The organism is Ramlibacter sp., from assembly GCF_035554825.1.
In the GTDB taxonomy this organism is placed as follows: domain Bacteria; phylum Pseudomonadota; class Gammaproteobacteria; order Burkholderiales; family Burkholderiaceae_C; genus Ramlibacter.
This window is the reverse complement of record NZ_DATMHS010000149.1, coordinates 1-19,458: the sequence shown is the minus strand read 5'-3', so window position 1 is coordinate 19,458 and position 19,458 is coordinate 1. Positions and strand designations below refer to the sequence as shown.

Genomic DNA, 19,458 nt, shown 5'->3' with positions numbered 1-19,458 from the left:
CATGCGCTACGGCGTGCTGGCCGACGTGGCGCTGAAGGTGTGGCGGGGCGAGCCGGTGGACGTGACCATGGGCCACGTCAACGTCATCTGGCAGGGCGACGCCAACGCCCAGGCACTGCGCTGCCTTGCCGCTGCCACCGTGCCGACCTCGCCGTTGAACGTCAGCGGCCCCGAGACCACGTCGATCCGCTGGCTGGCCCAGGAGTTCGGGCGCCGCTTCGGCAAGCCGGCAACGATCGTCGGCGAGGAAGCCCCCACCGCCTGGCTGATGAACACCGGCGAGGCCGAAAAGCTGTTCGGCTATCCGCGCGTGCCGCTGCTGCGCCTGGTGGACTGGGTCGCCGACTGGATCGCCAACGAGCAGCGGCTGCTCGGCAAGCCGACCAAGTTCGAGAGCCGCGATGGCCGGTATTGAGCCGGCCGCGGCGGCCACCGAGGCCCCTGTCGTCGAGCGGCTGGCCGAGCTCACGCCGGCCGCGCGGGCGATGCTGGGCGAGCTGGTGGCGGCCAGCCACTGGAACCAGACCGCCGACGACTGGGCCGTCTTCTTCGACAGTGGCACGATCTACGTGATCCGGGAGGCGGGGGGGCGCATCATCGCCAGCGGCGCCGTGCTGCCGATGGGCGCCAGCCGCCCCGGCTGCCTGGCCGGCCTGACCGGCCGCGGGGTCGCCTGGATCAGCATGATCCTGGTGCTGCCGGAATGGCGCGGCCGGGGGCTGGGCCGCGGCGTGTTCGACCAGTGCGTGCGCCACGTCCGGGCGCAACACCGCATTGCCATGCTCGACGCGACCCCCGCCGGCGAGGCGCTGTACAAGCAGTTCGGCTTCGAGGTGCTGTGGCGGCTCACGCGCTGGCGCCGCGAGGCCAGCCCGGCGACCCGGCCGCTGCTGCCGGCCGCCCGTCCCGACATCGACAGCCTCGCCGAGCTCGACCAGGAGGCGCTCGGCTTCTCGCGCACGACGCTGCTGCGGGCGTTGCTCGCGCGTGCCGACTCGCGGATCGTGCGGCAGGCCCTGGGCTTCGGCATCGTGCGGGCCGGCCGGGTGGCGCACCACATCGGCCCGCTGGTGGCCACCAACGAGCGCGCCGCGATCGCGGTGCTGCAGGATGCGGCCGCGCGCTACGCCGGCCCGCTGCTGATCGACGTGCCCGACGAGCGGCCGCTGCTGCGCCAGGCGCTGCTCGATACCGGCTTCACCGCCCAGCGCGGTTTCGCGCGGATGGCGCTCGCCACCGCGGAACAGCGCGTGCCGCAGGGCCAGACCCATTTCATTCACGCCGTCGCCGGCCCCGAGTTCGCCTGACGCGGCACAGGAGTTCGCCCATGCCCTTGAATCGATCCGACCTGCCCGAGAACGTGCTGTCGCTGCTGGCGCAGGGCGCGGTGATCCCGGCGCACCCGCTGGCGCTGGACGCCGCACGCCAGTTCGATCCCAGGCGGCAGCGCGCGCTGACCCGCTACTACGTCGACGCCGGCGCGGGCGGCCTGGCCGTCGGCGTGCACACGACCCAGTTCGCGATCCGCGAGCATGGCCTGTACCAGACGGTGCTGCGCAGCGCGATGCAGGACCGGCTGGCCTGGGACCCGCGGCCGATGGCGATGATCGCCGGGGTGTGCGGCGCCACGGCGCAGGCGACCAACGAGGCGCGCATCGCGGTCGACCTGGGCTACCACGCCGGCTTGCTGAGCCTGGCGGCGCTGGGCGGCCGGCCCGAGGACGAACTGATCGCGCACTGCGAGGCGGTGGCGCGGGAGATCCCGCTGGTCGGCTTCTACCTGCAGACCGCCGTCGGCGGGCCGGTGCTTTCCAGCGATTTCTGGCGCCGCTTCGCCTCGATTCCGAACGCGCTGGCGATCAAGGTGGCGCCGTTCAACCGCTACCGCACGCTCGACGTCGTGCGCGGCGTGGTGGCCGCGCGCGCCGAGGAACGCGTGTTCCTCTACACCGGCAACGACGATCACATCGTGCTGGACCTGTCGCTGCCGTTCGTCGCGATGCGCGACGGCGCCCCGGTGAGCGTGCGCTTCCGCGGCGGCCTGCTCGGCCACTGGTCGGTGTGGACCCGCAGCGCCGTGCAGCAGCTGGCGCGCATCAAGGCCGAGATCGCGCAAGGCGGCGGCACCCTCGGCCCCGAACTGCTCGCGCTGGACGCCCGCGTGACCGACTGCAATTCGGCGTTCTTCGACGTCGCCAACAACTTCCACGGCTGCATCGCCGGCTGCCACGAGGTGCTGCGGCGCCAGGGGCTGCTGGAGGGCATCTGGTGCCTCGACCCGGCCGAGGGCCTGGGCCCCGGCCAGGCGCAGGAGATCGATCGCGTGTACCGCATGCACGCGGACCTGAGCGACGACAGCTTCGTCAGGGAGAACCTGCAGCGATGGCTGTCGTGACCAGCGCGCAGCGGCCCGCGGCGGTCGCCGGCGGCGAGCCGCTGATCCGCATGCGCAACCTGCGCAAGGTGTACCGCAAGCGGGGCGAGGAATTCCTCGCCGTATCCGACGTCACCATGGACATCCACCCGGGCGACATGGTGTCGCTGGTGGGGCCGTCGGGCTGCGGCAAGACCACGCTGCTGAAGATCCTCTCGGGGCTGCACGGCCACGACGGCGGCACGCTGGAGGTGGGCGGCGGCGGCTTCAACCCGGGCCGCGACGTCGGCATGGTGTTCCAGCAGCCGCTGCTGCTGAAGTGGCGCACGATCCTGGAGAACGTGCTGCTGCCCGCCGACATCCTGCACCTCGATCGGCGGCAGGCGACCGCGCGGGCGCACCAGCTGCTGGAGATGGTGGGCCTGTCCGGCTTCGACGACAAGTATCCGTACGAGCTGTCCGGCGGCATGCAGCAGCGGGCCGCGATCGCCCGCGCGCTGATCCACTCGCCCAAGCTGGTGCTGATGGACGAGCCGTTCGGCGCGCTGGATGCGCTGACGCGCGAGAAGATGAACCTGGAGATGCTGCGCATCTGGGCCGAGAGCCGCACCACCTTCGTGGTCGTGACGCACAGCATCCAGGAGGCGGTGTTCCTCGGCTCGCGCTGCGCGGTGCTGACCGCGGGGCCGGCGCGGATGGCCGATTTCTTTCCGATCCGGCTGGAAGAGCCGCGCAAGCTGCACGTCAAGACCAGCCCCGAGTTCGGCGAGTACGTGCGGCGGATCTACGAGCTGCTCGGCGTCGAGTAGGCCCACCGGCCGGTCTCACGGCTGAGTTGGCTCCCGGGGCTTTGCACGCATTGCACGCCGGCTTTGCACGGGCGTTACGTTGCCGCGCCATGATTCGGGCTCATCATCAGCCTGCCATGAAATCGATCGTCCTTGCCTGCGCCCTGGCTGCCGCCGCTGTCGGCCTGGCGGCGCCCGCGCAGGCGGATCCGGGACGGCACGGCGCAGGCCCGCGCTGGTCCGCGCAGCAGGGCGGCGACGGCGATTGGCGCGGGCGGGGGCAGGAGCAGCGGCCGTACGGCCAGCGCGCCGAGCCCGCTCCCGAGCCGCAGCGCGGCTGGGAGCGCCGGGGCGGCGGCCGCTGGCAGCAACCCGAGCATCCGCCCGCTGTCGAGCCCGTCCCGCCGCGGGGCCAGGGCCGCCGCCCGCCGCCGCAGTTCGTGCCGCCGCCGCAGCCGCAGTTCGTCCCGCCGCCGGCGCCGTACCAGCCGCCGCAGTGGCAAGGACAGGCGGCGCCGCCGCGGCCGCAATGGCACCAGGCGCCGCGGCTGCGCCCTGGCGACGTCCTGCCGCCGGAGTACCGCCAGCGCGAGTACGTGGTGAAGGACTGGCGGGCGCACCGGCTGTATGCGCCGCCGCCCGGCTACCAGTGGGTGCAGCCGGAGGCCGGCGACTACCTGCTGATCTCGCCCAACGGCCAGATCGCCAACATGCTGATCGGCCAGTAGCCGGCGATCAGCGGCCCTTGGCCTGGCGCCAGGCGGCGAAGTCGAGCCGGGTCTGCGGATCGGTCGCCGGGTACAGGCCCAGGATCGAGCGCCCGCGGCTCACCTCGTCGGCCACGAAGTCCTCGAACACGGTCATCTCGCTCGCCTCGGCCGCGATCTCGTCGGCCAGGTGCGCCGGCACGATCACCACGCCGTCGCCGTCGCCCACCACGAGGTCGCCCGGGAACACCGGTGCGTCGCCGCAGCCCACCGGCACATCGATGTCGATCGCCTGGTGCAGCGTGAGGTTGGTCGGCGCGCTCGGGCGCCGGTGATAGGCCGGCATCGGCAGCCGGGCGATGTCGGTCGAGTCGCGAAAGCCGCCATCGGTCACCACGCCTTCGACGCCGCGCGCATGCAGGCGGCCCACCAGGATGCCGCCGGCCGACGCGGCGCGCGCGTCCTTGCGGCTGTCGATCACCATCACCGCGCCCGGCGGGCAGTCCTCGATCGCCTTGCGTTGCGGGTGGGCGCGGTCGCGGAACACCTCGAGCCCGTTGAGGTCCTCGCGCGCCGGGATGTAGCGCAGCGTGAATGCCGGGCCGACCATGTTGCGCTGGTAGCGCCCGACCGGCTGCACGTCCTGCACGAACTGGTGGCGCAGCCCGCGCTTGTACAGGCAGGTGCAGATCGTGGCCGTGCTGATCTGCCGGAAGCGCTCGATCGTCTCGGGGCGCACGCTGGCGGGTGTGGTCATCGGGAAATCTCCGGAAGGGCAGGGGCGCAGCGCCAGGCCGCGCTGGCCGCGCTGCAATGGCGCCGCAGACCGCTATTGTCCATGGCCGGGCAGCGCGCCTCGCGCCCTGCCGAGGCGTAATGACGCCGCCGTCCTACAGGGGCGACCTGGGGGCGCTCCTACGATCCGCCGCATCCGTCGTCACTTGCGAGGTTCGCCAACACCATGCACTTCATCTGGAGCATCATCATCGGCTTCGTCGTCGGGCTGGTCGCCCGCGCGCTCATGCCCGGCCCCAATCCGATGGGGTTCATCCTCACCACCATCCTCGGGGTGGTGGGGGCGCTGCTCGCCACCTACGTCGGGCAGGCGATGGGCTGGTACGCCGCCAACGGCAGCGCCGGCTTCATCGCGTCGGTGCTGGGCGCGCTGGTCCTGCTGTTCATCTACGGCATGGTCGCGCGGCGCCGGTGATGCGGATGGCGGGCGCCGCCCGCCGCCGCTTCATTTGCCGAGCGGGCGCGGCAGCGCTTTCAGGCCGATCCAGGCGGCGGCGATGACGGCGTTCACCGGCACGCTCAGCGAAGCCGGCACGTAGAAGAACGAGGAGAGCTCGGGAAGCTCGAGCAGCACTTCCGAGTAGCTGCCGAGGCCGTACAGCACCAGTCCGAGGCACAGCCAGCGCCACATGTAGAGCGGCAGCCAGCGGGCCTGATCGTGGTTGTGTCGCCAGGCCGCCGCGCGCTGGAAGGCGTCGCCGCGGCCCGCATCCTTGAACAGCCAGTCGAAGAAGAAATACCGATAGACGAGGGTACCAAAGGAGATTTCTCGCACGTCGACACCTGCAATGAAGAACAAGGACCGATGCAGTCATTGTTCGTTCCACTGGCAGGACCGGCTGTAGGAAGGCGCCCCCGACCGGCGTACGGCCATCTCCTTGGTGCGCGCCATCCCCTTGCAAGGCCCCCGGCGCGCCCGGCCGCGGGCCATCCGCCGGGCGCCGCCCGACGTCAGCCGTTGGCGATGCGGCTGACCAGCGCCTTGGTGAAGGCCGCGGTGTTGGCCGTGCCGCCGAGGTCGCCGGTGCGGACCTTGTCGACGTTGAGCGTGTCGTCGATGGCCTTGCGCAGGCGCGTCGCCAGTTCCGGGCGCCGGATGTGATCGAGCATCATCGCGGCGGCCAGCAGCAGGGCGATCGGGTTGGCGATGCCCTTGCCGGCGATGTCCGGCGCCGAGCCGTGCACCGCCTCGAAGATGGCGGCGTCGTTGCCGATGTTGCCGCCCGGGGCCATGCCGAGGCCGCCGACCAGGCCGGCCACCAGGTCGGACAGCACGTCGCCGAACAGATTGGTGGTCACCACCACGTCGAACTGCCAGGGGTTGAGCACCAGCTTCATCGCGCAGGCGTCGACGATCATGGTCTCGAGCTCGAACTTGCCCTTGTACTTCTGCTCGTACAGCTTCACGCCGGTGTCCAGGAAGATGCCCGTGAGCGCCTTCAGGATGTTGGCCTTGTGCACGATCGTGACCTTCTTGCGGCCGGTGGCGACGGCGTGCTCGAACGCGAACTCGATCAGGCGGCGGCTGCCCTGGCGCGTGTTGATGCCGGTGGCCATGGCGACGGCTTGCGGATCGTCGTCGATGCGGATGTAGTTCTCGTGGCCGATGTACAGGCCCTCGAGGTTCTCGCGCACCACCACCAGGTCGATGTTGTCGTAGCGGCCGCCGGGAATGATGGTGCGGGCCGGCCGCAGGTTCGCGTAGAGCTGGAATTCCTCGCGCAGGCGCACGTTGGAGGAGCGGTAGCCGCCGCCCGAAGGCGTCTCCAGCGGGCCCTTCAGGGCCAGCCGCGTGCGGCGGATGCTGTCCAGCGTGGCCGGCGGCAGCGGGTCGCCCGCGGCCTTGACGCCGCCCAGGCCGGCGACCTGGCGGTCCCATTCGAAGGGGGCCTGCAGCGCATCCAGCGCGGCCAGCGTGGCATCCACGATTTCGGGACCGATGCCATCGCCCGGGATCAGGGTGGCGGGGATCTTGTTCGACATGTGAGGCTCCAGAGCGTTCGCCGCGCGGGCGAGATCCAAGAAAACCCTCGATTCTCGCAGCGAACGGGGCGCCTCCGCGAACGGCCTCATGCGGCGGAAGGGCGCGCCGCCGGGGCCCCCCGGGCCGACGGCGGCGGAAAAAGAAAATGCCCGCCGAAGCGGGCATTTTCATGGAAGCCAGAAGGATTACTTCTTGGCTTCTTCCTTCTTCTCGACCTTGGCTTCGGCCTTGGCAGCCTTCTTCTCGGCCTTGGCGTCGGCCTTGGCGGCCTTCTTCTCGGCCTTCGCTTCGGCCTTGTCAGCCTTGGCTTCGGCCTTGGCGGCCTTCTTCTCGGCCTTGGCGTCGGCCTTCGCTTCAGCCTTGGCGCCGGAAGCGGCGGCCATCGGGGCGCCGGCGTGCGAGGCGGCGAACGAGGAAACGGCGAAGAAGGAGGTCAGCAGGAGAGCGAGCAGCTTGTTCATGTAAAACTTTTCCATTGAAGTTGGGAAAAAATCGCCGCCCGGAAGGGCTGCAACCCAACAACGCGAGAGCTCCCGGCCCGGTTGACTCGGGACGAACCCTGATGCCGCGCCGTCGCGGCGGCCGCGCTCAGCCGCTGCAGGCCGAGCCGGGCGCCCGCTGGAATGTGGCGCCGCGGGCCAGCGAAAGCGGGCCGTCGCCGCCGGTGACGCGCAGTTCGTCGCCGGCGCGTTCCAGCAGCAGCGAGCCGACCTTGGTCGACTGGGTGTGCAGCGTCGAGCCTTCCACCCGGCCTTCGATCTCGCGCACCCGGTCGCGCCGCACCAGGGTGCCTTGCACGTCCTGGCGCTGCTGCGTGAGCCGCAGGCTGAAGTCGCGCAGCAGCCCGGTGCCGCACCAGAGCCCCTCGAATACGGCCACCTGCACCGGCGGTCCGGACCGCACCGCCGCGCGTGCTTCGGGCTGCGCCTGGGCCAAGGAGGTCGCGAGCAGGGCGGCCGCGAGCGCGAACAGGGGGAGACGGGGCGTACGGTGCATGCGGCGGAGCGGTGGAAAAGCGGCAGATGACCCATGGGACCCCGCTTCACCCCTTCGGTTCCGCCTTCAGTGCGCCTGGACCCGGATCTTGCCCTCGCGCACGTAGCGTTCGTACTCGTCGCGCGTGATCGCCGTCGCGCCGGCGGCGCCGTTGCTTTCCGTCCAGCCGAGGGTCACGCTGTCGTCGGCCACCTCGATCTCCACCGGGCCGGGCGGGATCGGCATCAGCACGCCGTCGCCGGCGCGAAACGACACCTCGCCGCGGATGAGCGCTTGCTGGGTCATGGAATCTCCTGTGGGTTGGGACGCAGTCATTGCAGCCGCGTTCGCTCGGGCCCGCTGTCAGCCAAGGGCGCATGTTCCTGACGGCGTGACGGCAGAGCTGGCGCTCGATGCCCGTGCCACCGGTTCCGCCACGGCTTGTGGCCGGCGGCGCGCGGTCGTAGAGTGCCAGCCTTCGCAACCACCCGGGAGACCAGCGATGCCAGCACTCGACAGCTATCTGTTCTTCGACGGCACCTGCGCCGAAGCGATGCGTTTCTACCAGGCAGCCCTGGGCGGCAAGCTCGACATGATGACCTACGGCCAGGCGCCCGATCCGCAGCAATGCCCGGCCGGCGCGAAGGACCTGATCATGCATGCGAGCCTCGCCGTCGACGGCCGCACCCTGATGGCCTCGGATACGCCCCCGGGCCAGGCAAGTCCCGGCATGAGCGGCTTTTCGCTGTCGCTCGCCTATCCGGCGGCGGCGGACGCGCGGCGCGTCTTCGACCAGCTGGCCGCCGGCGGCAAGGTGACGATGCCGATGAACAAGACCTTCTGGGCCGAGGCCTTCGGCATGCTCACCGACCGCTTCGGCACGCCGTGGATGGTGATGGGCGGCGTGTCGATGTGATCGCCCGGGGGCGCCGGCCTCGGCGGCCGCCGTCCTGCTGAGCCAGCGCTGCGGCCGGGGGGCGCCGGAACCGGCGCGCTTCCGTATCCAACCGGCAGCCCTTGCAGTAGAGTGGCTCATGGCCAGCACAGGCATTCGCAGCACGGCGCGTCGAATACGGCCATGGGCCCTGGACCTTGCATCGGCGGTTCGGCCACGCAACATCAGCCAGGCCCTGGGCTGGCTGCTGGCCAGCTTCATGGTGCCCTTGTTGCTCGGCGCCGTCGCCCTGCTGGAAGGCCAGTGGCGAGGCGAGCAACGCATGGTGCAGAACCAGCTCACGGCGCTGGTACAGGCGCTGGTTCGCAGCGTCGATTCCGAATTCGAGCACGGACGCGCGCAGCTGGAGGTGCTGGCCGTTTCATCGCTGATCGACGCGGGCGACTGGGCTCAGTTGTCGCGCTTCAGCGAGGAAGTCGCCCAGCGGCGACCGGGCAGCGTGATCACCCTGGTCGACGCCAGCGGGCAGGCCCTGATCAATACCGCCGTGGCCTGGGGCCAGCCGTTGCCGAACCTGTGGCGGCTGGCCGACGAAGGCGGCACAAAGCTGTGGGAGGGCCGCCCGCTGCCACTCAGCGCGCAGCGCCTGACGCAGCAGGTATTCACCCTCGGCCGGCCGGTGTACAGCGATCTGTACTACGGGATCAATTTCGGCCAGCCGCGGCTGGCGATGGCGATTCCCGTCGTGCGCGGCGGGGAGGTGCGTTACGCGCTGTCGCTGTCGATGTCGCCGTCGCGCATGGACGAATTGATCCGCTCGGCGGTCAATGCGCCGGGCCTGCGCGCCGTGCTGGTCGACCGGCGCGGCCTGGTGGTGGCCACCAACGAAGCGGCCTCGTCGCGCCTGGGCGACCGGGCCATGCCGATCCGGATGCCGCCGGGCGCCAGCGCGGGGCATTACGAGATCAGGACCCGGGACGGGACGACGGTGCGCGGCGCCTACGCCGTCTCCGCCAACAACGGCTTCGTCATGCGGGCGTCGCTGCCGCTGCAAGGCGCGTTCTGGCCGGTGCGCGGCACCTTCACCGGCTGGGTGGTGCTGGTGCTGGCGGCCCTGCTGACCAGCGTGGTCCTGGCCACCCTGATGGGACAGCGCCTGGCGCGCCCGCTGCGCGAGCTGGCGCAGGGCGCGCGCAAGGGCGAGCGTCCATCCGAAGCGTTTGCCAGCGGCATCGCGGAGATCAACGCGCTGGCCCAGGCGCTGCGCGCGGGCGCCGATGCCGAGCGCCAGCGGGTCGAGGAGCACGTGCTGCGGGTGATGGCGCAAAAGGAGCAGGCCCTGGTCAAGCAAAGCGAGCTCAGGCTCAAGCGGGTGCTGGACCAGCTGTTCGTCTTCGTCGGCGTCCTCGATCTCGACGGGCTGCTGGTGGAAGGCAACAGCATTCCGCTGCGGCGGGCCGGCATTCAGTCCAGGGACGTGATCGGCAAGCCGTTCTGGGACTGCCATTGGTGGGTCCACGATCCGGCCGTCGCGCAGCGGGTGCGCGAGGCGGTGCAGCAGGCCGCCCGCGGCGAGACGGTCAGGCTCGACATCGAGGGTCGCTTCGAAGGCGGTGCCTTGCTGATGGTGGACCTGCAGCTCGCCCCGTTGCGCGACCAGGACGACCGCATCACGAACGTGATCGCCAGCGGGGTCGACGTGCAGGCGCGGGTCGCGGCGTTGCGCCAGCTGGAACGCAGCCAGGCGAGCGCCCTCGACTCGGCCCGGCGCCTCGATGCCTCGAATCGCCTGCTGCAGGCGACGATGGAGGCGGCGCCGGTGGGAATCGCGGTGGCCGACCCGCAATGCCGGCTGCTGCAGATCAATCGCGCCGGCGCCGCACTGCTGGGCATCCCGGGCGGCGCCGACCTCGACGCCGCGGCGGCGGCGGTGCGCGCCTGGAGGCATGGCCCGGTGGCGGGCGAGGCGGTGCCGATGGCGCCGCACGAGTGGCCGCTGCAGCGCGCGATGGCCGAGCGGCGGGCGGTGACCCGCATCATGGACATCGCGCCGGCCGACGGCGCGGTGCGGCGGCGGACGGTGCTGATGTCGGCGGCGCCGGTGCTGGACGCGGCCGATGCGGTGATCGCGGGCGTGCTGGTGCAGGTGGACATCACCAAGCGGGTGGAGGCGGAGACCGCCCTGCGCCGCGCCGACCGCCAGAAGGACGAGTTCCTGGCGACGCTGGCGCACGAACTGCGCAATCCCCTGGCGCCGATCCGCACGGCGGCCGAATTGATCCGGCGCAGCGAGTCGCCCAATCCAACGGTGCAGCGCGCGCAGGCGATCATCGAGCGCCAGGTGCTGCATCTGTCGCGGCTGGTGGACGACCTGCTGGACATCTCGCGCATCAGTTTCGGCACGATCCAGCTGCGCCAGGAGACCGTGGACCTGGCGGCCGTCGCCGAAAGTGCGCGGGACTCGGTCGCCGCGCCGATTCACGCCGCCGGGCTGACCCTCGAGCAGTGGACGCCGCTCGAGCCGGTGCTGGTGCGGGGCGATCCCACCCGGCTGGCCCAGTGCGTTCTCAATCTGCTCAGCAACGCCATCAAGTTCTCCCGTGCCGGCGACCACGTCGCGCTGCGGGTCGCCCAGGAGGGGCCGATGGCCGTCGTCGAGGTGAGCGACACCGGCAGCGGCATCCAGCCGGCCAACCTCGAGCGGATCTTCGAGCTGTTCGTGCAGGAGCAGCCCAGCGGCCTGGGCGGCAGCACCGGCATGGGCATCGGGCTGGCGCTGACCAAGCGGCTGATCGAGCTGCACGGCGGCACGGTGCGGGCCGCCAGCGAAGGGCCGGGCCGCGGCAGCAGCTTCCGCATCGAGCTGCCGGCGGTGGCCGCGCCGGCGCGTGCCGGACAGGCGGCACTGGCCGCGGCGCCGCAGGATGGCGAGGGCGTGCGCCTGCTGGTGGTCGACGACAACCGCGATGCCGCGGACACGCTCGCCGAAATGCTGTCGATGAGCGGCTTCGGCGTCACGACCGAGTACAGCGGCGAGGGCGCCGTGCGGGCGGTGGAGCGGGCCGCGCCCGACGCGGTACTGCTCGATATCGGCCTGCCGGACATCGACGGCTACGAAGCGTGCCGCCGCATCCGCCGGCTGGACATCGCGCGCCAGCCCGTGCTCATCGCCCTGACCGGCTGGGGCCAGGACCAGGACCGCGATCGCGCGACGGTCGCCGGATTCAACGCGCACGTGACCAAGCCGGCGGAGCCCGAACGCATCATTGCGATGGTGCACGACCTGGTCAAACGCAACGCCGGCGGGCTGCGGCAGGACGGCTCGCCGGGCTGAAGGCGCCGCCCGGCGCCGGCGCGGCCGGTCGTTGCCTGGCCTGCCGCGGGCGCACAATGGAGGTCCATCGGGTCACGAAAGCAATCATGAACCGGCTCCTTCTCGCCCTTGCCACCGCGGCCTGGCTCGCCTCGTGCGCCGCCCCGGGGCCGTACTACCCCGGGACTCCGTATCCCACCGGCCCGTCGCCGGCAGCGCCGTACTACGGCGCGCCGGCCGGCACCTACCACGGGCCCGAAGTGACGTACGCCTGCGACGACCTCACCACCGTGGTCGTGCAATACGGGCTGGGCACTGCCGTCGTCACGCTCAACAGCGGGTTCGTGCTCAAGCTGCCGCTGCAGGGTGTCGGCAGCGGCTTCTTCGCCACGGACAAGCACAGCTTCCAGGTGCGCCCGGGCGACGGCGTGTTCGGCGTGGCCGGCCGCCCGCCGGTGCTGTGCCGGGCCCGGCGCTGACGAAGTTCTTGCCCGGGCCCGCTCAGAAGCCGGCCGACTGGGCCCGCAGCAGCAGGTCTGCCAGCGTGCCCTGCCACTGGATCGCGCCGCCGGAGGCGGGCCCCATGTAGTAGACGTTGCCGTCCTTCACGCCCACATAGGCTCCGTCCGCCGGATACCAGCGGAAGCGGTAGCCGTTCCACAGCTCGGTGGCGGCGCCGGCGGGTTGGAGATAGCCGGCATAGGCCTGCTCGGCCCAGTCGAACACGCGCTCGGCCTGCGACACGGTACGCAGGACCTCGCCGATGCCATCCTGGTCGCCGTAGATCGTGCCGCCGATCGCGTAGCCGCCGGAGACGCCGGACGGGATCGGCGGGCTGGTGGTCGCCGCGCAGAAGGTCGAATCGGTGTAGGTGGCCGTGGCGCTGCGCACGAATTCCACGTAGCCGCCCTTGATCAGCCGGTGGTCGCAGCCGTAGGCATCGCGCCGCTGCCACACCGGCCAGCCGGCGAACTGGGCACTCGCCACCGGCACGATGCCGTCGTTGGCATAGGCGCGGCCGTAGGCGGTGAGCAGGTACTGGTAGGTGAACTGGTAGGACGATGACGAGCCGGGCTTGTAGCTGCCGAGGGCGCCGCTGTCGGTGTCCTTGGACTGCAGGCTGCTGGCGCCGTACGCGATGATCTTCTCGTAATAGCCCGGCAGCGGATCCCCGGCAACGAAGCCGCAGTTGCCGTAGCCGGCGCCCGGCAGCGGCGCATGGGTGTTCAGGCGGGCCAGCCACGGGTTGCACTTGCCGCCCAGCATGTTGAGGCCGTCGTGGTTGTCCCAGGCGAGATTGGCGAGGAAGCCGGGCCAGGTGTCGCTCAGTTCGCTCACCGCGCCCAGGCCCAGCACCATCGCGGCGTCGGCCAGCGGGCTGCCGTGGTGCGGGGTGCCGAGGGTGATGAGCTGCAGCACCTTCTGGCCGCCGCGCTGCCCGTCGCGGAAGGCGTATTCCTGCATCATCGAGCGCGCCACCAGCCCGCCCATGGAATGCGCCAGCACGATCGCGCGTTTGCGGCCCCAGCCGAAGTCGGGCGCGGCCACCGGCTTGTCGTAGAAGGCCTGCATCGCGGCCCCCAGCGCGCTGCCCAGCGCCGGCAGCGAGCGCGGCGCCAGCGGATCGGCGCTCACCTCCGAGTTGCTCGTGCTGTAGCGGAACGAGTACGGCTTGAACGCGCTGCGCCACGCGGCGTTGCCTTGGTACACGTGCAGGAAGTTGTCCCAGCCCTGCGGCGAGCCGCCGAGCCCGTGCACCAGCACCAGCGGCACCCGCGTGCCCAGCGGCGAGGTGTCGGCGTCCGTGCCGTCCTCCAGCTGCGAGGGCGCGAGCACCGGCGCCGCCGCGGCGGCGAAGACGCTGGCCGTCGCCAGCAACCCGGCCAGAAGCGCACTGCGTGCGTGGCGAAGCAGCCGACGGGTGGCACCCGCCCGCGCGCCCGGGAACTGAAGCGGCGGCATGAGAGACTTCCTTTGCTGAGTTCATTATCGGCAGCTGCTTGCGGCCGGCGAGCGGCGCAATGGCAACGTCGCGCGCCGATCTGTATCCGATCTTTGCGGTGCGCCCCGTGCGGCACGGCGGCCGAAGCGGCGCAGGCTGACAGACGCGGCCGTGCCGCCGCGCTACGCTGAGGGCCAACGATTCATCGGGAGGCTGACCATGGCGCTGCCGCACGCTCGACTGCTGGACATCATCAACGTGGCGCCGCTGGGGGCCGATTTGAAGGAGGCCGTCAGCACCAGCCTCATCAAGACCGACCGCCTGCAGCTGCTGCACCTGGTGCTGCCCGCCGGCAAGGACCAGCCGGAGCACCACGTCGACGACCAGTGCACGATCCACTGCCTCGAGGGCACGGTGGAAGTGGTGTGGCCGGGCGGCGTGCGCCAGCTCGATGCCGGCAACCTGCTGGTGCTGCCGGCCAGGGAGCGGCACTGGCTGCGCGCGCGGACCGACTGTGCGGTGCTGGTCACGTTGGTCCTGGAGCACGGCGACGCGGGCCATGGCGGCGGCACCGGCGCCCGCCCGCCGGCGGCGGCGCAGCGCTGAGTCTCTGCGCCGCCGCACGACTGTTCCCATAGGAGGCGTTGCGACGGGCAGGTGCGGCTCCCGCCTACTTGGCGGGGCGCGTCGGCGCGCTACGGTGTCTTCATTCTCAACTCCAGGAGCAAGCCATGCCACGTGGTGACAAGTCGTCATACACCGACAAGCAGAAACGCCAGGCCGAGCACATCGAGGAAGGCTACGAACACCGGGGTGTCGGCAAGGGCGAAGCCGAGCGCCGGGCCTGGGCCACGGTGAACAAGGAAACCGGCGGCGGCAAGAAGAGCGGGTCCGGCCGCGGCCATGCGACCGACACCAGTCCATCCAGGAAGGGCGGCGAGAAGGGCGGCCGGGCCTCGGCGGCGCGCTCGGCCGAGGAGCGCTCCGCGTCGGCGAAGAAGGCCGCCGCCACCCGCAAGCGCAACGCGGCCAAGAAGTCCTCGTGACGCCGCCGCCGCCCGCGACCGGCGTAGCGGCTGCCGCCGGCGGCGCGCGAAGAGCCCTCGAGATGGGTTTCGGAGGCTGGAAGACCCGGATCGGGCCCATCGCACGGCACCTTGATCGTTGACGCAGGTCAACGCGGCCATCCATGGCGTGATTAGCCTGACTGCGAGGCGCGCGCCTTGGATTCGAGGAGTTGTCATGCGTATGCAAGCTGGGTCTGTCTCCGTGTGGGCGTCGCTGCCTGCGATCGCCCTCTTTTCCGTGCTGTCCGCCACCGCGGGGCCAGCGAACGCCCAGCGCCAGGGCAAGGAAGTGGTCGATGCCGTCTGCGGCGCATGCCACCTCTCAGGCAAGGACGGCGCACCCCGCATCGGCGATGCGGCGGCGTGGTCGGCCCGCACCAGCGCCGGCCTGACCGGTCTGACCCAGCATGCGATCCAGGGCATCCGCAAGATGCCGGCCCACGGCGGCAGCAGCGGCGTGAGCGACGTCGAACTGCAGCGCGCGATCGTCTACATGGTCAACCACTCCGGCGGCAACTGGATCGAGCCCGCCGTGCGGACCACCGTCGCGGCGCGCACCAGCGAGGCGGTGGTGCAGGAGCAATGCGCCAAGTGCCACCAGGCGGGCAAGGACGGCGCGCCCAGGATCGGCGATCGCGCGGCGTGGACGCAGCGCCTGTCCAAGGGCCTGGACAACCTGGTCGCCTCCGCCGTGCACGGCCACGGGCCGATGCCGGCGCGCGGCGGGATGCCGGACCTGAGCCGCGACGAGATTCGCCACGCGATCCTCTACATGTTCAACTACGGGCTGCCGCCGGTGCCGACGCCGCCGGCCGTCGCGGCGGCCGACCCGCACCACAAGCAGGTGGCCGGCATGGACGTCTATTTCGGCATGATGCGGGCCGAGGCGATGCGCTCGCAGGTCGAACGGCCCGGCGCGGCGAAGCTGCCGGTGCCGTCGGGCCGCGGTTACTACCACCTGAACATCTCGCTGGAAGACAGCAAGACCCAGGCGCCGGTGACCGACGCCGAAGTTACCATGCAGGTCTCCGACGGCATGACGATGGAGACCAAGACCTTGACCCGGCTGGCCGCCAACAAGGCGGTGAGCTACGGCAACTTCTTCAAGTTCGCCAGCGGCAGCTCGTACAACATCACCACCGAGATCAGGCGGCCGGGCGTGCCGGGCACCGCCACCGCCAGGTTCGAATTCAAGGCGCCGTAGCGGGGCCGCCGGGGCTCGCCGCCGCCGGCGGGCGGCAGGATCCGCGGCGTCTCGCGGACAATAGGCAGCCTATGGCGATCCAGTGGTTTCCCGGGCACATGAATCTCACGCGCAAGGCGATCGCCGAGCGCATCAAGGACATCGACGTCGTCATCGAGGTGCTGGACGCGCGGCTGCCCGGCTCCAGCGCCAACCCGCTGCTGGCCGAACTGACCGGCCACAAGCCCACGCTGAAGATCCTGAACAAGCAGGACATGGCGGACCCGGCGCGCACCCAGCAGTGGCTGGACCACTACAACGCCCGGCCCGAGACGCGGGCGCTGGCCCTGCAGGCGACCGACCCGGCGGCCACCCAGCGGCTGGCGCCGGCTTGCCACGCCCTGGCGCCCGGACGGGGCGGGCTGGCCAAGCCGATGCGGGTGCTGATCTGCGGCGTGCCCAACGTTGGCAAGTCGACGCTGATCAACGCCTTGACCAGCAAGCGCCACGCCAAGACCGGCGACGAGGCGGGCGTGACGAAGCTGGAGCAGCGCATCACGCTGGCCGACGACTTCTACCTGTACGACACGCCGGGGCTGCTGTGGCCGCGCATCATCGTGGCGCGCAGCGGCTACAACCTGGCGGCCAGCGGCGCGGTCGGCCGCAATGCCTACGACGAGGAAGAAGTGGCGCTGGAACTGCTGGACTACCTGCGGCGCGACTATCCGGCGCTGCTGGAGGCGCGCTTCCGGCTGGCCGGCGTGGCGGCGATGCAGGACGAGGAAGTGCTGGCCGCCGTCGGCCGCCAGCGCGGCGCGCTGCTCGGCAAGGGCAGGATCAACATGCAGAAGGCGGCCGAGATCGTGATCCAGGAATTCCGGGGCATGACGCTGGGCCGCATCACGCTGGAGACGCCCGAGGAATTCGCGCGCTGGCTGGCCGAGGGGCAGCAACTCGATGCGCAGCGCCTCGCGAAGAAAGCGGCGCGGGCGAGCAAGGGAAAGAAGACCGCGCAGCCGCCAGCCGACGATGGGGAGCCGACGCCGTCGCGGCCATCGCCGCTGCCGGGCGGCGAATAGCTGCCGCACACAACTGCTGAGGTTTCTTGCAACTGGCAACGCCGGCGGCCGTGACCCGCTGGCTATGCTGAAGCTCAGCAGTGGAGGGGGCCATGTCTTTCAAGCCGAGTGTGCTGGCGCTGAGCGCGCTGTTGTGCGTCGCCGCGTGCCCGGCGGGCGCGCAAACCGTCTACAAGTGCGGCACCGGCGGGGCCGTCAAGTACTCGGACCGACCCTGTTCCAGGCGCGTCGTCACGACCGACGACGCAGCCGTACCCGCGCCGGCGGACGCGCGCCGGGCCCGGCAGAACCGTGCGCTGGCGCAAGCGCTGCGCCGCCGGCCGGGCGAGACCGAACAGCAGTTCGCGCTGCGCCGCCATCGCGCGGCCATGCTGGCGGAAGACCGCGCCGAATGCGCCAGGCTGGACACGCGCATGCCGGTGGAACGGGCCAGCATGATCAATCCCGACCCCGACGAAGTCGCCAAGGCGGCGGCCGCGCTGGCGACGAGCCGCAAGCGCTTCGGCGAGTTGCGGTGCTGAGGCGGGGCGGCCGGCGCATCGGCCGCGGCCGGCGGCGGGTCTGAAGCGCGAGACCACCGTCCGCGCTCCGACACCTTGAAGCGAAGGATGCTTCCTCGTGCGGCGAGCACTGGCCCCTCGAATCGGGCCGGCCCGTTTCACTTTCGTTGTACTCGCTTCACCTGAATACACGCGCGGTTGGCTGACGTTAGGCTCCTGGTTTCGGGGCAGACAACATCAGGAGACACCATGCATCGTCGCAACATCGTCGCCGCCGCCGCGGCCGTTCTGGCCGCGAGCCTCATGCCGGCGCTGGCACAGGACCGGTGGCCGACCAAGCCGATCACCTACATCGTGCCGTTCGGCGCCGGGGGGACGACCGACGTGCTGGCCCGCCTGATCACGCCGAAGGCCGCCGCGGCGCTGGGCACCAGCTTCGTGATCGAGAACAAGGCGGGCGCCGGCGGCAGCATGGGCTCGGACTTCACGGCCAAGGCGGCGCCGGACGGCTACACGATCCAGGGCGGCACGATCAGCTCGCATGCGATCAACGTCAGCCTGTACTCGAAGCTGCCGTACGACCCGATCAAGAACTTCCAGCCGATCACCATGATCGGTTCGATGCCCAACATCCTGGTGGTGCGGGCGGACAGCCCATACAAGACGGTGCAGGACGTGATCGCCGCCGCCAAGGGCAAGCCGGGGACGATCAACTACGCGTCGTCGGGCAACGGCACGTCGCAGCACCTGTCGGGCGTGTTCTTCGAGCAGATGACGGGCGGCAAGATGGTGCACGTGCCGTACAAGAGCAGCGCCGAGTCGCTGACGGCGCTGATGTCGGGCCAGGGCGCCGACATCATCTTCGAAAACCTCGCACCGGCGCTGCCGCACATCAAGGCGGGCAAGCTGCGCGCGCTGGGCGTCACGTCGGAAAAGCGGTCTTCCGTCGTGCCCGACGTGCCGGCGATCGCGGAAGTGCTGCCCGGCTTCGGCATCGTCTCGTGGCAGGCGGTGTTCGCGCCGGCCGGCCTGCCCAAGCCGGTGGTGGACAAGCTCTCGGGCGAGTTGATCAAGTCGATCCAGGACCCGGAGACCAGGGCGAAGCTGGTCGCGCAAGGCATCGAGCCGGGCGGCATGACGCCGGCCGAACTCGGCGCGTTTCAGAAGTCGGAAGTGGACAAGTGGGCGCGCGTGATCAAGGCGGGGAATATCAAGGTGGAGTGACGCCCTCAGGGACCCGAAGCGGATATGGCAGCGTTTACGCTTCATGTATATCTGGCACGCATCTGGCCGCGCCGTGGCGGAACTGGCGCTGGCGCAGGACATGCGAAGCGATTGGCGGCTCTTCAGCCTGTCAGCGCAGCTCGCCAATGAGCGCGCAGGTTACTACGCTGAATTGCAAGCCGCCGCCGGCCAAGCGAGCCTGAACATCTCTCCGTGGTGCAATGGTTCGTCGGCCGCATCGAGGCGGCGTTCGGTGCCGCAACGGGCCAGATGCAAAGGCCCTGGCCCACGGCCGCTATTGGGCGCAAGTGAATGCGCAGCACGCCGGCCTGAGCGCATCGCAGAGCAAGGCGCAGGCGCGCGTGCTCGAAGCCAACCCCGAAGGGTTCGCGGGCGGAATGAGCACCGAGAAGTGCGTCAATCTCATCGGCGTGTCGCGCGCGACAGCCTATCGGAAGTTGACGCAGTTGACAGTGTTGGAGCAGGTGAAGAGGACGGGGCAGCGGAGGGGGACGCGGTACGCATTGGTCAACGCCAAACTGCTCCGCGTGAACTTTGCCTCAACCCGAGGCGGGCTTCGGATGCCAAGCGAGAGCGCCTCTCTCCCGATCGTCGGCCGTCAGATTGTCTTG

The 19,458-nt window shown here is 70.8% G+C and carries 21 protein-coding genes and 2 pseudogenes; 16 read left to right on the top strand and 7 right to left on the bottom strand.

The annotated features are described in order from the left end of the window. From VNT59_RS18690 to VNT59_RS21915, 5 genes and pseudogenes are all read left to right on the top strand, one after another. A pseudogene (locus VNT59_RS18690) lies at positions 1-415 on the top strand (epimerase); the annotation flags it as partial. Next, the gene (locus VNT59_RS18685; protein ID WP_325500909.1) at positions 402-1,307 is read left to right on the top strand and encodes a GNAT family N-acetyltransferase; all 906 of its coding nucleotides are present in this window, start codon (positions 402-404) and stop codon (positions 1,305-1,307) included. The pseudogene VNT59_RS18690 and the gene VNT59_RS18685, both read left to right, overlap by 14 nt. A gap of 20 nt (positions 1,308-1,327) precedes the next feature. Next, positions 1,328-2,395 (top strand): dihydrodipicolinate synthase family protein, encoded by a 1,068-nt coding sequence (locus VNT59_RS18680; protein WP_325500907.1) that lies wholly within the window; start codon positions 1,328-1,330, stop codon positions 2,393-2,395. Next, complete coding sequence (locus tag VNT59_RS18675; RefSeq protein ID WP_325500905.1) at positions 2,383-3,183, top strand: ABC transporter ATP-binding protein; 801 nt, start codon at positions 2,383-2,385, stop codon at positions 3,181-3,183. The genes VNT59_RS18680 and VNT59_RS18675 overlap by 13 nt, the downstream gene beginning before the upstream one ends. 116 nt (positions 3,184-3,299) lie before the next feature. Then, complete coding sequence (locus tag VNT59_RS21915) at positions 3,300-3,890, top strand: RcnB family protein (protein ID WP_414708417.1); 591 nt, start codon at positions 3,300-3,302, stop codon at positions 3,888-3,890. A 7-nt stretch (positions 3,891-3,897) separates the two neighbouring features. Here the strand turns inward: VNT59_RS21915 and VNT59_RS18665 are convergent, their stop codons facing one another. Further along, positions 3,898-4,608: a ribonuclease activity regulator RraA gene (locus VNT59_RS18665; protein ID WP_414708418.1), complete on the bottom strand. Its 711-nt coding sequence runs from the start codon at positions 4,606-4,608 to the stop codon at positions 3,898-3,900. Positions 4,609-4,830: 222 nt separating this feature from the next. Here VNT59_RS18665 and VNT59_RS18660 point away from each other — a divergent pair, with 222 nt between their 5' ends. Continuing rightward, on the top strand, positions 4,831-5,079 hold the full coding sequence (locus tag VNT59_RS18660) for a GlsB/YeaQ/YmgE family stress response membrane protein (protein WP_325500901.1): 249 nt from the start codon (positions 4,831-4,833) through the stop codon (positions 5,077-5,079). 30 nt (positions 5,080-5,109) lie between these two features. Here the strand turns inward: VNT59_RS18660 and VNT59_RS18655 are convergent, their stop codons facing one another. The 5 genes from VNT59_RS18655 to VNT59_RS18635 form a co-directional block, all read right to left on the bottom strand. Continuing rightward, the gene (locus tag VNT59_RS18655) at positions 5,110-5,463 is read right to left on the bottom strand and encodes a hypothetical protein (protein ID WP_414708416.1); all 354 of its coding nucleotides are present in this window, start codon (positions 5,461-5,463) and stop codon (positions 5,110-5,112) included. Positions 5,464-5,615: 152 nt separating this feature from the next. Continuing rightward, positions 5,616-6,647 (bottom strand): isocitrate/isopropylmalate dehydrogenase family protein, encoded by a 1,032-nt coding sequence (locus tag VNT59_RS18650; RefSeq protein ID WP_325500899.1) that lies wholly within the window; start codon positions 6,645-6,647, stop codon positions 5,616-5,618. A 186-nt stretch (positions 6,648-6,833) separates the two neighbouring features. Continuing rightward, positions 6,834-7,109: a cell envelope biogenesis protein TolA gene (locus VNT59_RS18645; RefSeq protein WP_325500897.1), complete on the bottom strand. Its 276-nt coding sequence runs from the start codon at positions 7,107-7,109 to the stop codon at positions 6,834-6,836. A gap of 127 nt (positions 7,110-7,236) precedes the next feature. Continuing rightward, complete coding sequence (locus tag VNT59_RS18640; RefSeq protein ID WP_325500894.1) at positions 7,237-7,644, bottom strand: hypothetical protein; 408 nt, start codon at positions 7,642-7,644, stop codon at positions 7,237-7,239. Between the two features lie 66 nt (positions 7,645-7,710). Then, a complete protein-coding gene (locus VNT59_RS18635; protein WP_325500892.1) occupies positions 7,711-7,929 on the bottom strand; it encodes a hypothetical protein in 219 nt (72 codons plus the stop codon). 196 nt (positions 7,930-8,125) lie between these two features. Here VNT59_RS18635 and VNT59_RS18630 point away from each other — a divergent pair, with 196 nt between their 5' ends. From VNT59_RS18630 to VNT59_RS18620, 3 genes are all read left to right on the top strand, one after another. Continuing rightward, positions 8,126-8,539: a VOC family protein gene (locus VNT59_RS18630; RefSeq protein ID WP_325500890.1), complete on the top strand. Its 414-nt coding sequence runs from the start codon at positions 8,126-8,128 to the stop codon at positions 8,537-8,539. Positions 8,540-8,657: 118 nt separating this feature from the next. Further along, positions 8,658-11,852, top strand: a complete 3,195-nt coding sequence (locus tag VNT59_RS18625) for an ATP-binding protein (protein ID WP_325500888.1) — start codon at positions 8,658-8,660, stop codon at positions 11,850-11,852. Positions 11,853-11,938: 86 nt separating this feature from the next. After that, positions 11,939-12,310, top strand: coding sequence for a hypothetical protein (locus tag VNT59_RS18620; RefSeq protein ID WP_325500886.1), 372 nt, complete (start codon positions 11,939-11,941; stop codon positions 12,308-12,310). Between the two features lie 22 nt (positions 12,311-12,332). Here the strand turns inward: VNT59_RS18620 and VNT59_RS18615 are convergent, their stop codons facing one another. Then, positions 12,333-13,793 (bottom strand): hypothetical protein, encoded by a 1,461-nt coding sequence (locus tag VNT59_RS18615; protein ID WP_325500884.1) that lies wholly within the window; start codon positions 13,791-13,793, stop codon positions 12,333-12,335. Between the two features lie 199 nt (positions 13,794-13,992). On the opposite strand from VNT59_RS18615, the gene VNT59_RS18610 reads away from it, so the two are divergent. From VNT59_RS18610 to VNT59_RS18580, 7 genes and pseudogenes are all read left to right on the top strand, one after another. Further along, a complete protein-coding gene (locus tag VNT59_RS18610; RefSeq protein WP_325500882.1) occupies positions 13,993-14,379 on the top strand; it encodes a cupin domain-containing protein in 387 nt (128 codons plus the stop codon). A gap of 125 nt (positions 14,380-14,504) precedes the next feature. Beyond that, a complete protein-coding gene (locus VNT59_RS18605) occupies positions 14,505-14,819 on the top strand; it encodes a plasmid stabilization protein (protein ID WP_325500881.1) in 315 nt (104 codons plus the stop codon). 196 nt (positions 14,820-15,015) lie between these two features. After that, on the top strand, positions 15,016-16,044 hold the full coding sequence (locus VNT59_RS18600) for a c-type cytochrome (protein ID WP_325500879.1): 1,029 nt from the start codon (positions 15,016-15,018) through the stop codon (positions 16,042-16,044). A gap of 71 nt (positions 16,045-16,115) precedes the next feature. Continuing rightward, positions 16,116-17,102 (top strand): ribosome biogenesis GTPase YlqF, encoded by a 987-nt coding sequence (ylqF, locus tag VNT59_RS18595; protein ID WP_325500877.1) that lies wholly within the window; start codon positions 16,116-16,118, stop codon positions 17,100-17,102. A 92-nt stretch (positions 17,103-17,194) separates the two neighbouring features. Continuing rightward, a complete protein-coding gene (locus tag VNT59_RS18590; RefSeq protein ID WP_325500875.1) occupies positions 17,195-17,623 on the top strand; it encodes a DUF4124 domain-containing protein in 429 nt (142 codons plus the stop codon). Between the two features lie 228 nt (positions 17,624-17,851). After that, the gene (locus VNT59_RS18585; RefSeq protein ID WP_325500873.1) at positions 17,852-18,826 is read left to right on the top strand and encodes a tripartite tricarboxylate transporter substrate binding protein; all 975 of its coding nucleotides are present in this window, start codon (positions 17,852-17,854) and stop codon (positions 18,824-18,826) included. 308 nt (positions 18,827-19,134) lie between these two features. Further along, positions 19,135-19,458, top strand: a pseudogene (locus tag VNT59_RS18580) (hypothetical protein); the annotation flags it as partial.

What these genes read in the sequence shown, in the direction of transcription:
- VNT59_RS18685 (WP_325500909.1), top strand. Translation starts at nt 402, where the DNA reads ATGGCCGGTATTGAGCCGGCCGCGGCGGCCACCGAGGCCCCTGTCGTC.
- VNT59_RS18680 (WP_325500907.1), top strand. Translation starts at nt 1,328, where the DNA reads ATGCCCTTGAATCGATCCGACCTGCCCGAGAACGTGCTGTCGCTGCTG.
- VNT59_RS18675 (WP_325500905.1), top strand. Translation starts at nt 2,383, where the DNA reads ATGGCTGTCGTGACCAGCGCGCAGCGGCCCGCGGCGGTCGCCGGCGGC.
- VNT59_RS21915 (WP_414708417.1), top strand. Translation starts at nt 3,300, where the DNA reads ATGAAATCGATCGTCCTTGCCTGCGCCCTGGCTGCCGCCGCTGTCGGC.
- VNT59_RS18660 (WP_325500901.1), top strand. Translation starts at nt 4,831, where the DNA reads ATGCACTTCATCTGGAGCATCATCATCGGCTTCGTCGTCGGGCTGGTC.
- VNT59_RS18650 (WP_325500899.1), bottom strand. Translation starts at nt 6,647, where the DNA reads ATGTCGAACAAGATCCCCGCCACCCTGATCCCGGGCGATGGCATCGGT.
- VNT59_RS18645 (WP_325500897.1), bottom strand. Translation starts at nt 7,109, where the DNA reads ATGAACAAGCTGCTCGCTCTCCTGCTGACCTCCTTCTTCGCCGTTTCC.
- VNT59_RS18640 (WP_325500894.1), bottom strand. Translation starts at nt 7,644, where the DNA reads ATGCACCGTACGCCCCGTCTCCCCCTGTTCGCGCTCGCGGCCGCCCTG.
- VNT59_RS18635 (WP_325500892.1), bottom strand. Translation starts at nt 7,929, where the DNA reads ATGACCCAGCAAGCGCTCATCCGCGGCGAGGTGTCGTTTCGCGCCGGC.
- VNT59_RS18630 (WP_325500890.1), top strand. Translation starts at nt 8,126, where the DNA reads ATGCCAGCACTCGACAGCTATCTGTTCTTCGACGGCACCTGCGCCGAA.
- VNT59_RS18625 (WP_325500888.1), top strand. Translation starts at nt 8,658, where the DNA reads ATGGCCAGCACAGGCATTCGCAGCACGGCGCGTCGAATACGGCCATGG.
- VNT59_RS18620 (WP_325500886.1), top strand. Translation starts at nt 11,939, where the DNA reads ATGAACCGGCTCCTTCTCGCCCTTGCCACCGCGGCCTGGCTCGCCTCG.
- VNT59_RS18615 (WP_325500884.1), bottom strand. Translation starts at nt 13,793, where the DNA reads ATGCCGCCGCTTCAGTTCCCGGGCGCGCGGGCGGGTGCCACCCGTCGG.
- VNT59_RS18610 (WP_325500882.1), top strand. Translation starts at nt 13,993, where the DNA reads ATGGCGCTGCCGCACGCTCGACTGCTGGACATCATCAACGTGGCGCCG.
- VNT59_RS18605 (WP_325500881.1), top strand. Translation starts at nt 14,505, where the DNA reads ATGCCACGTGGTGACAAGTCGTCATACACCGACAAGCAGAAACGCCAG.
- VNT59_RS18600 (WP_325500879.1), top strand. Translation starts at nt 15,016, where the DNA reads ATGCGTATGCAAGCTGGGTCTGTCTCCGTGTGGGCGTCGCTGCCTGCG.
- ylqF (WP_325500877.1), top strand. Translation starts at nt 16,116, where the DNA reads ATGGCGATCCAGTGGTTTCCCGGGCACATGAATCTCACGCGCAAGGCG.
- VNT59_RS18590 (WP_325500875.1), top strand. Translation starts at nt 17,195, where the DNA reads ATGTCTTTCAAGCCGAGTGTGCTGGCGCTGAGCGCGCTGTTGTGCGTC.
- VNT59_RS18585 (WP_325500873.1), top strand. Translation starts at nt 17,852, where the DNA reads ATGCATCGTCGCAACATCGTCGCCGCCGCCGCGGCCGTTCTGGCCGCG.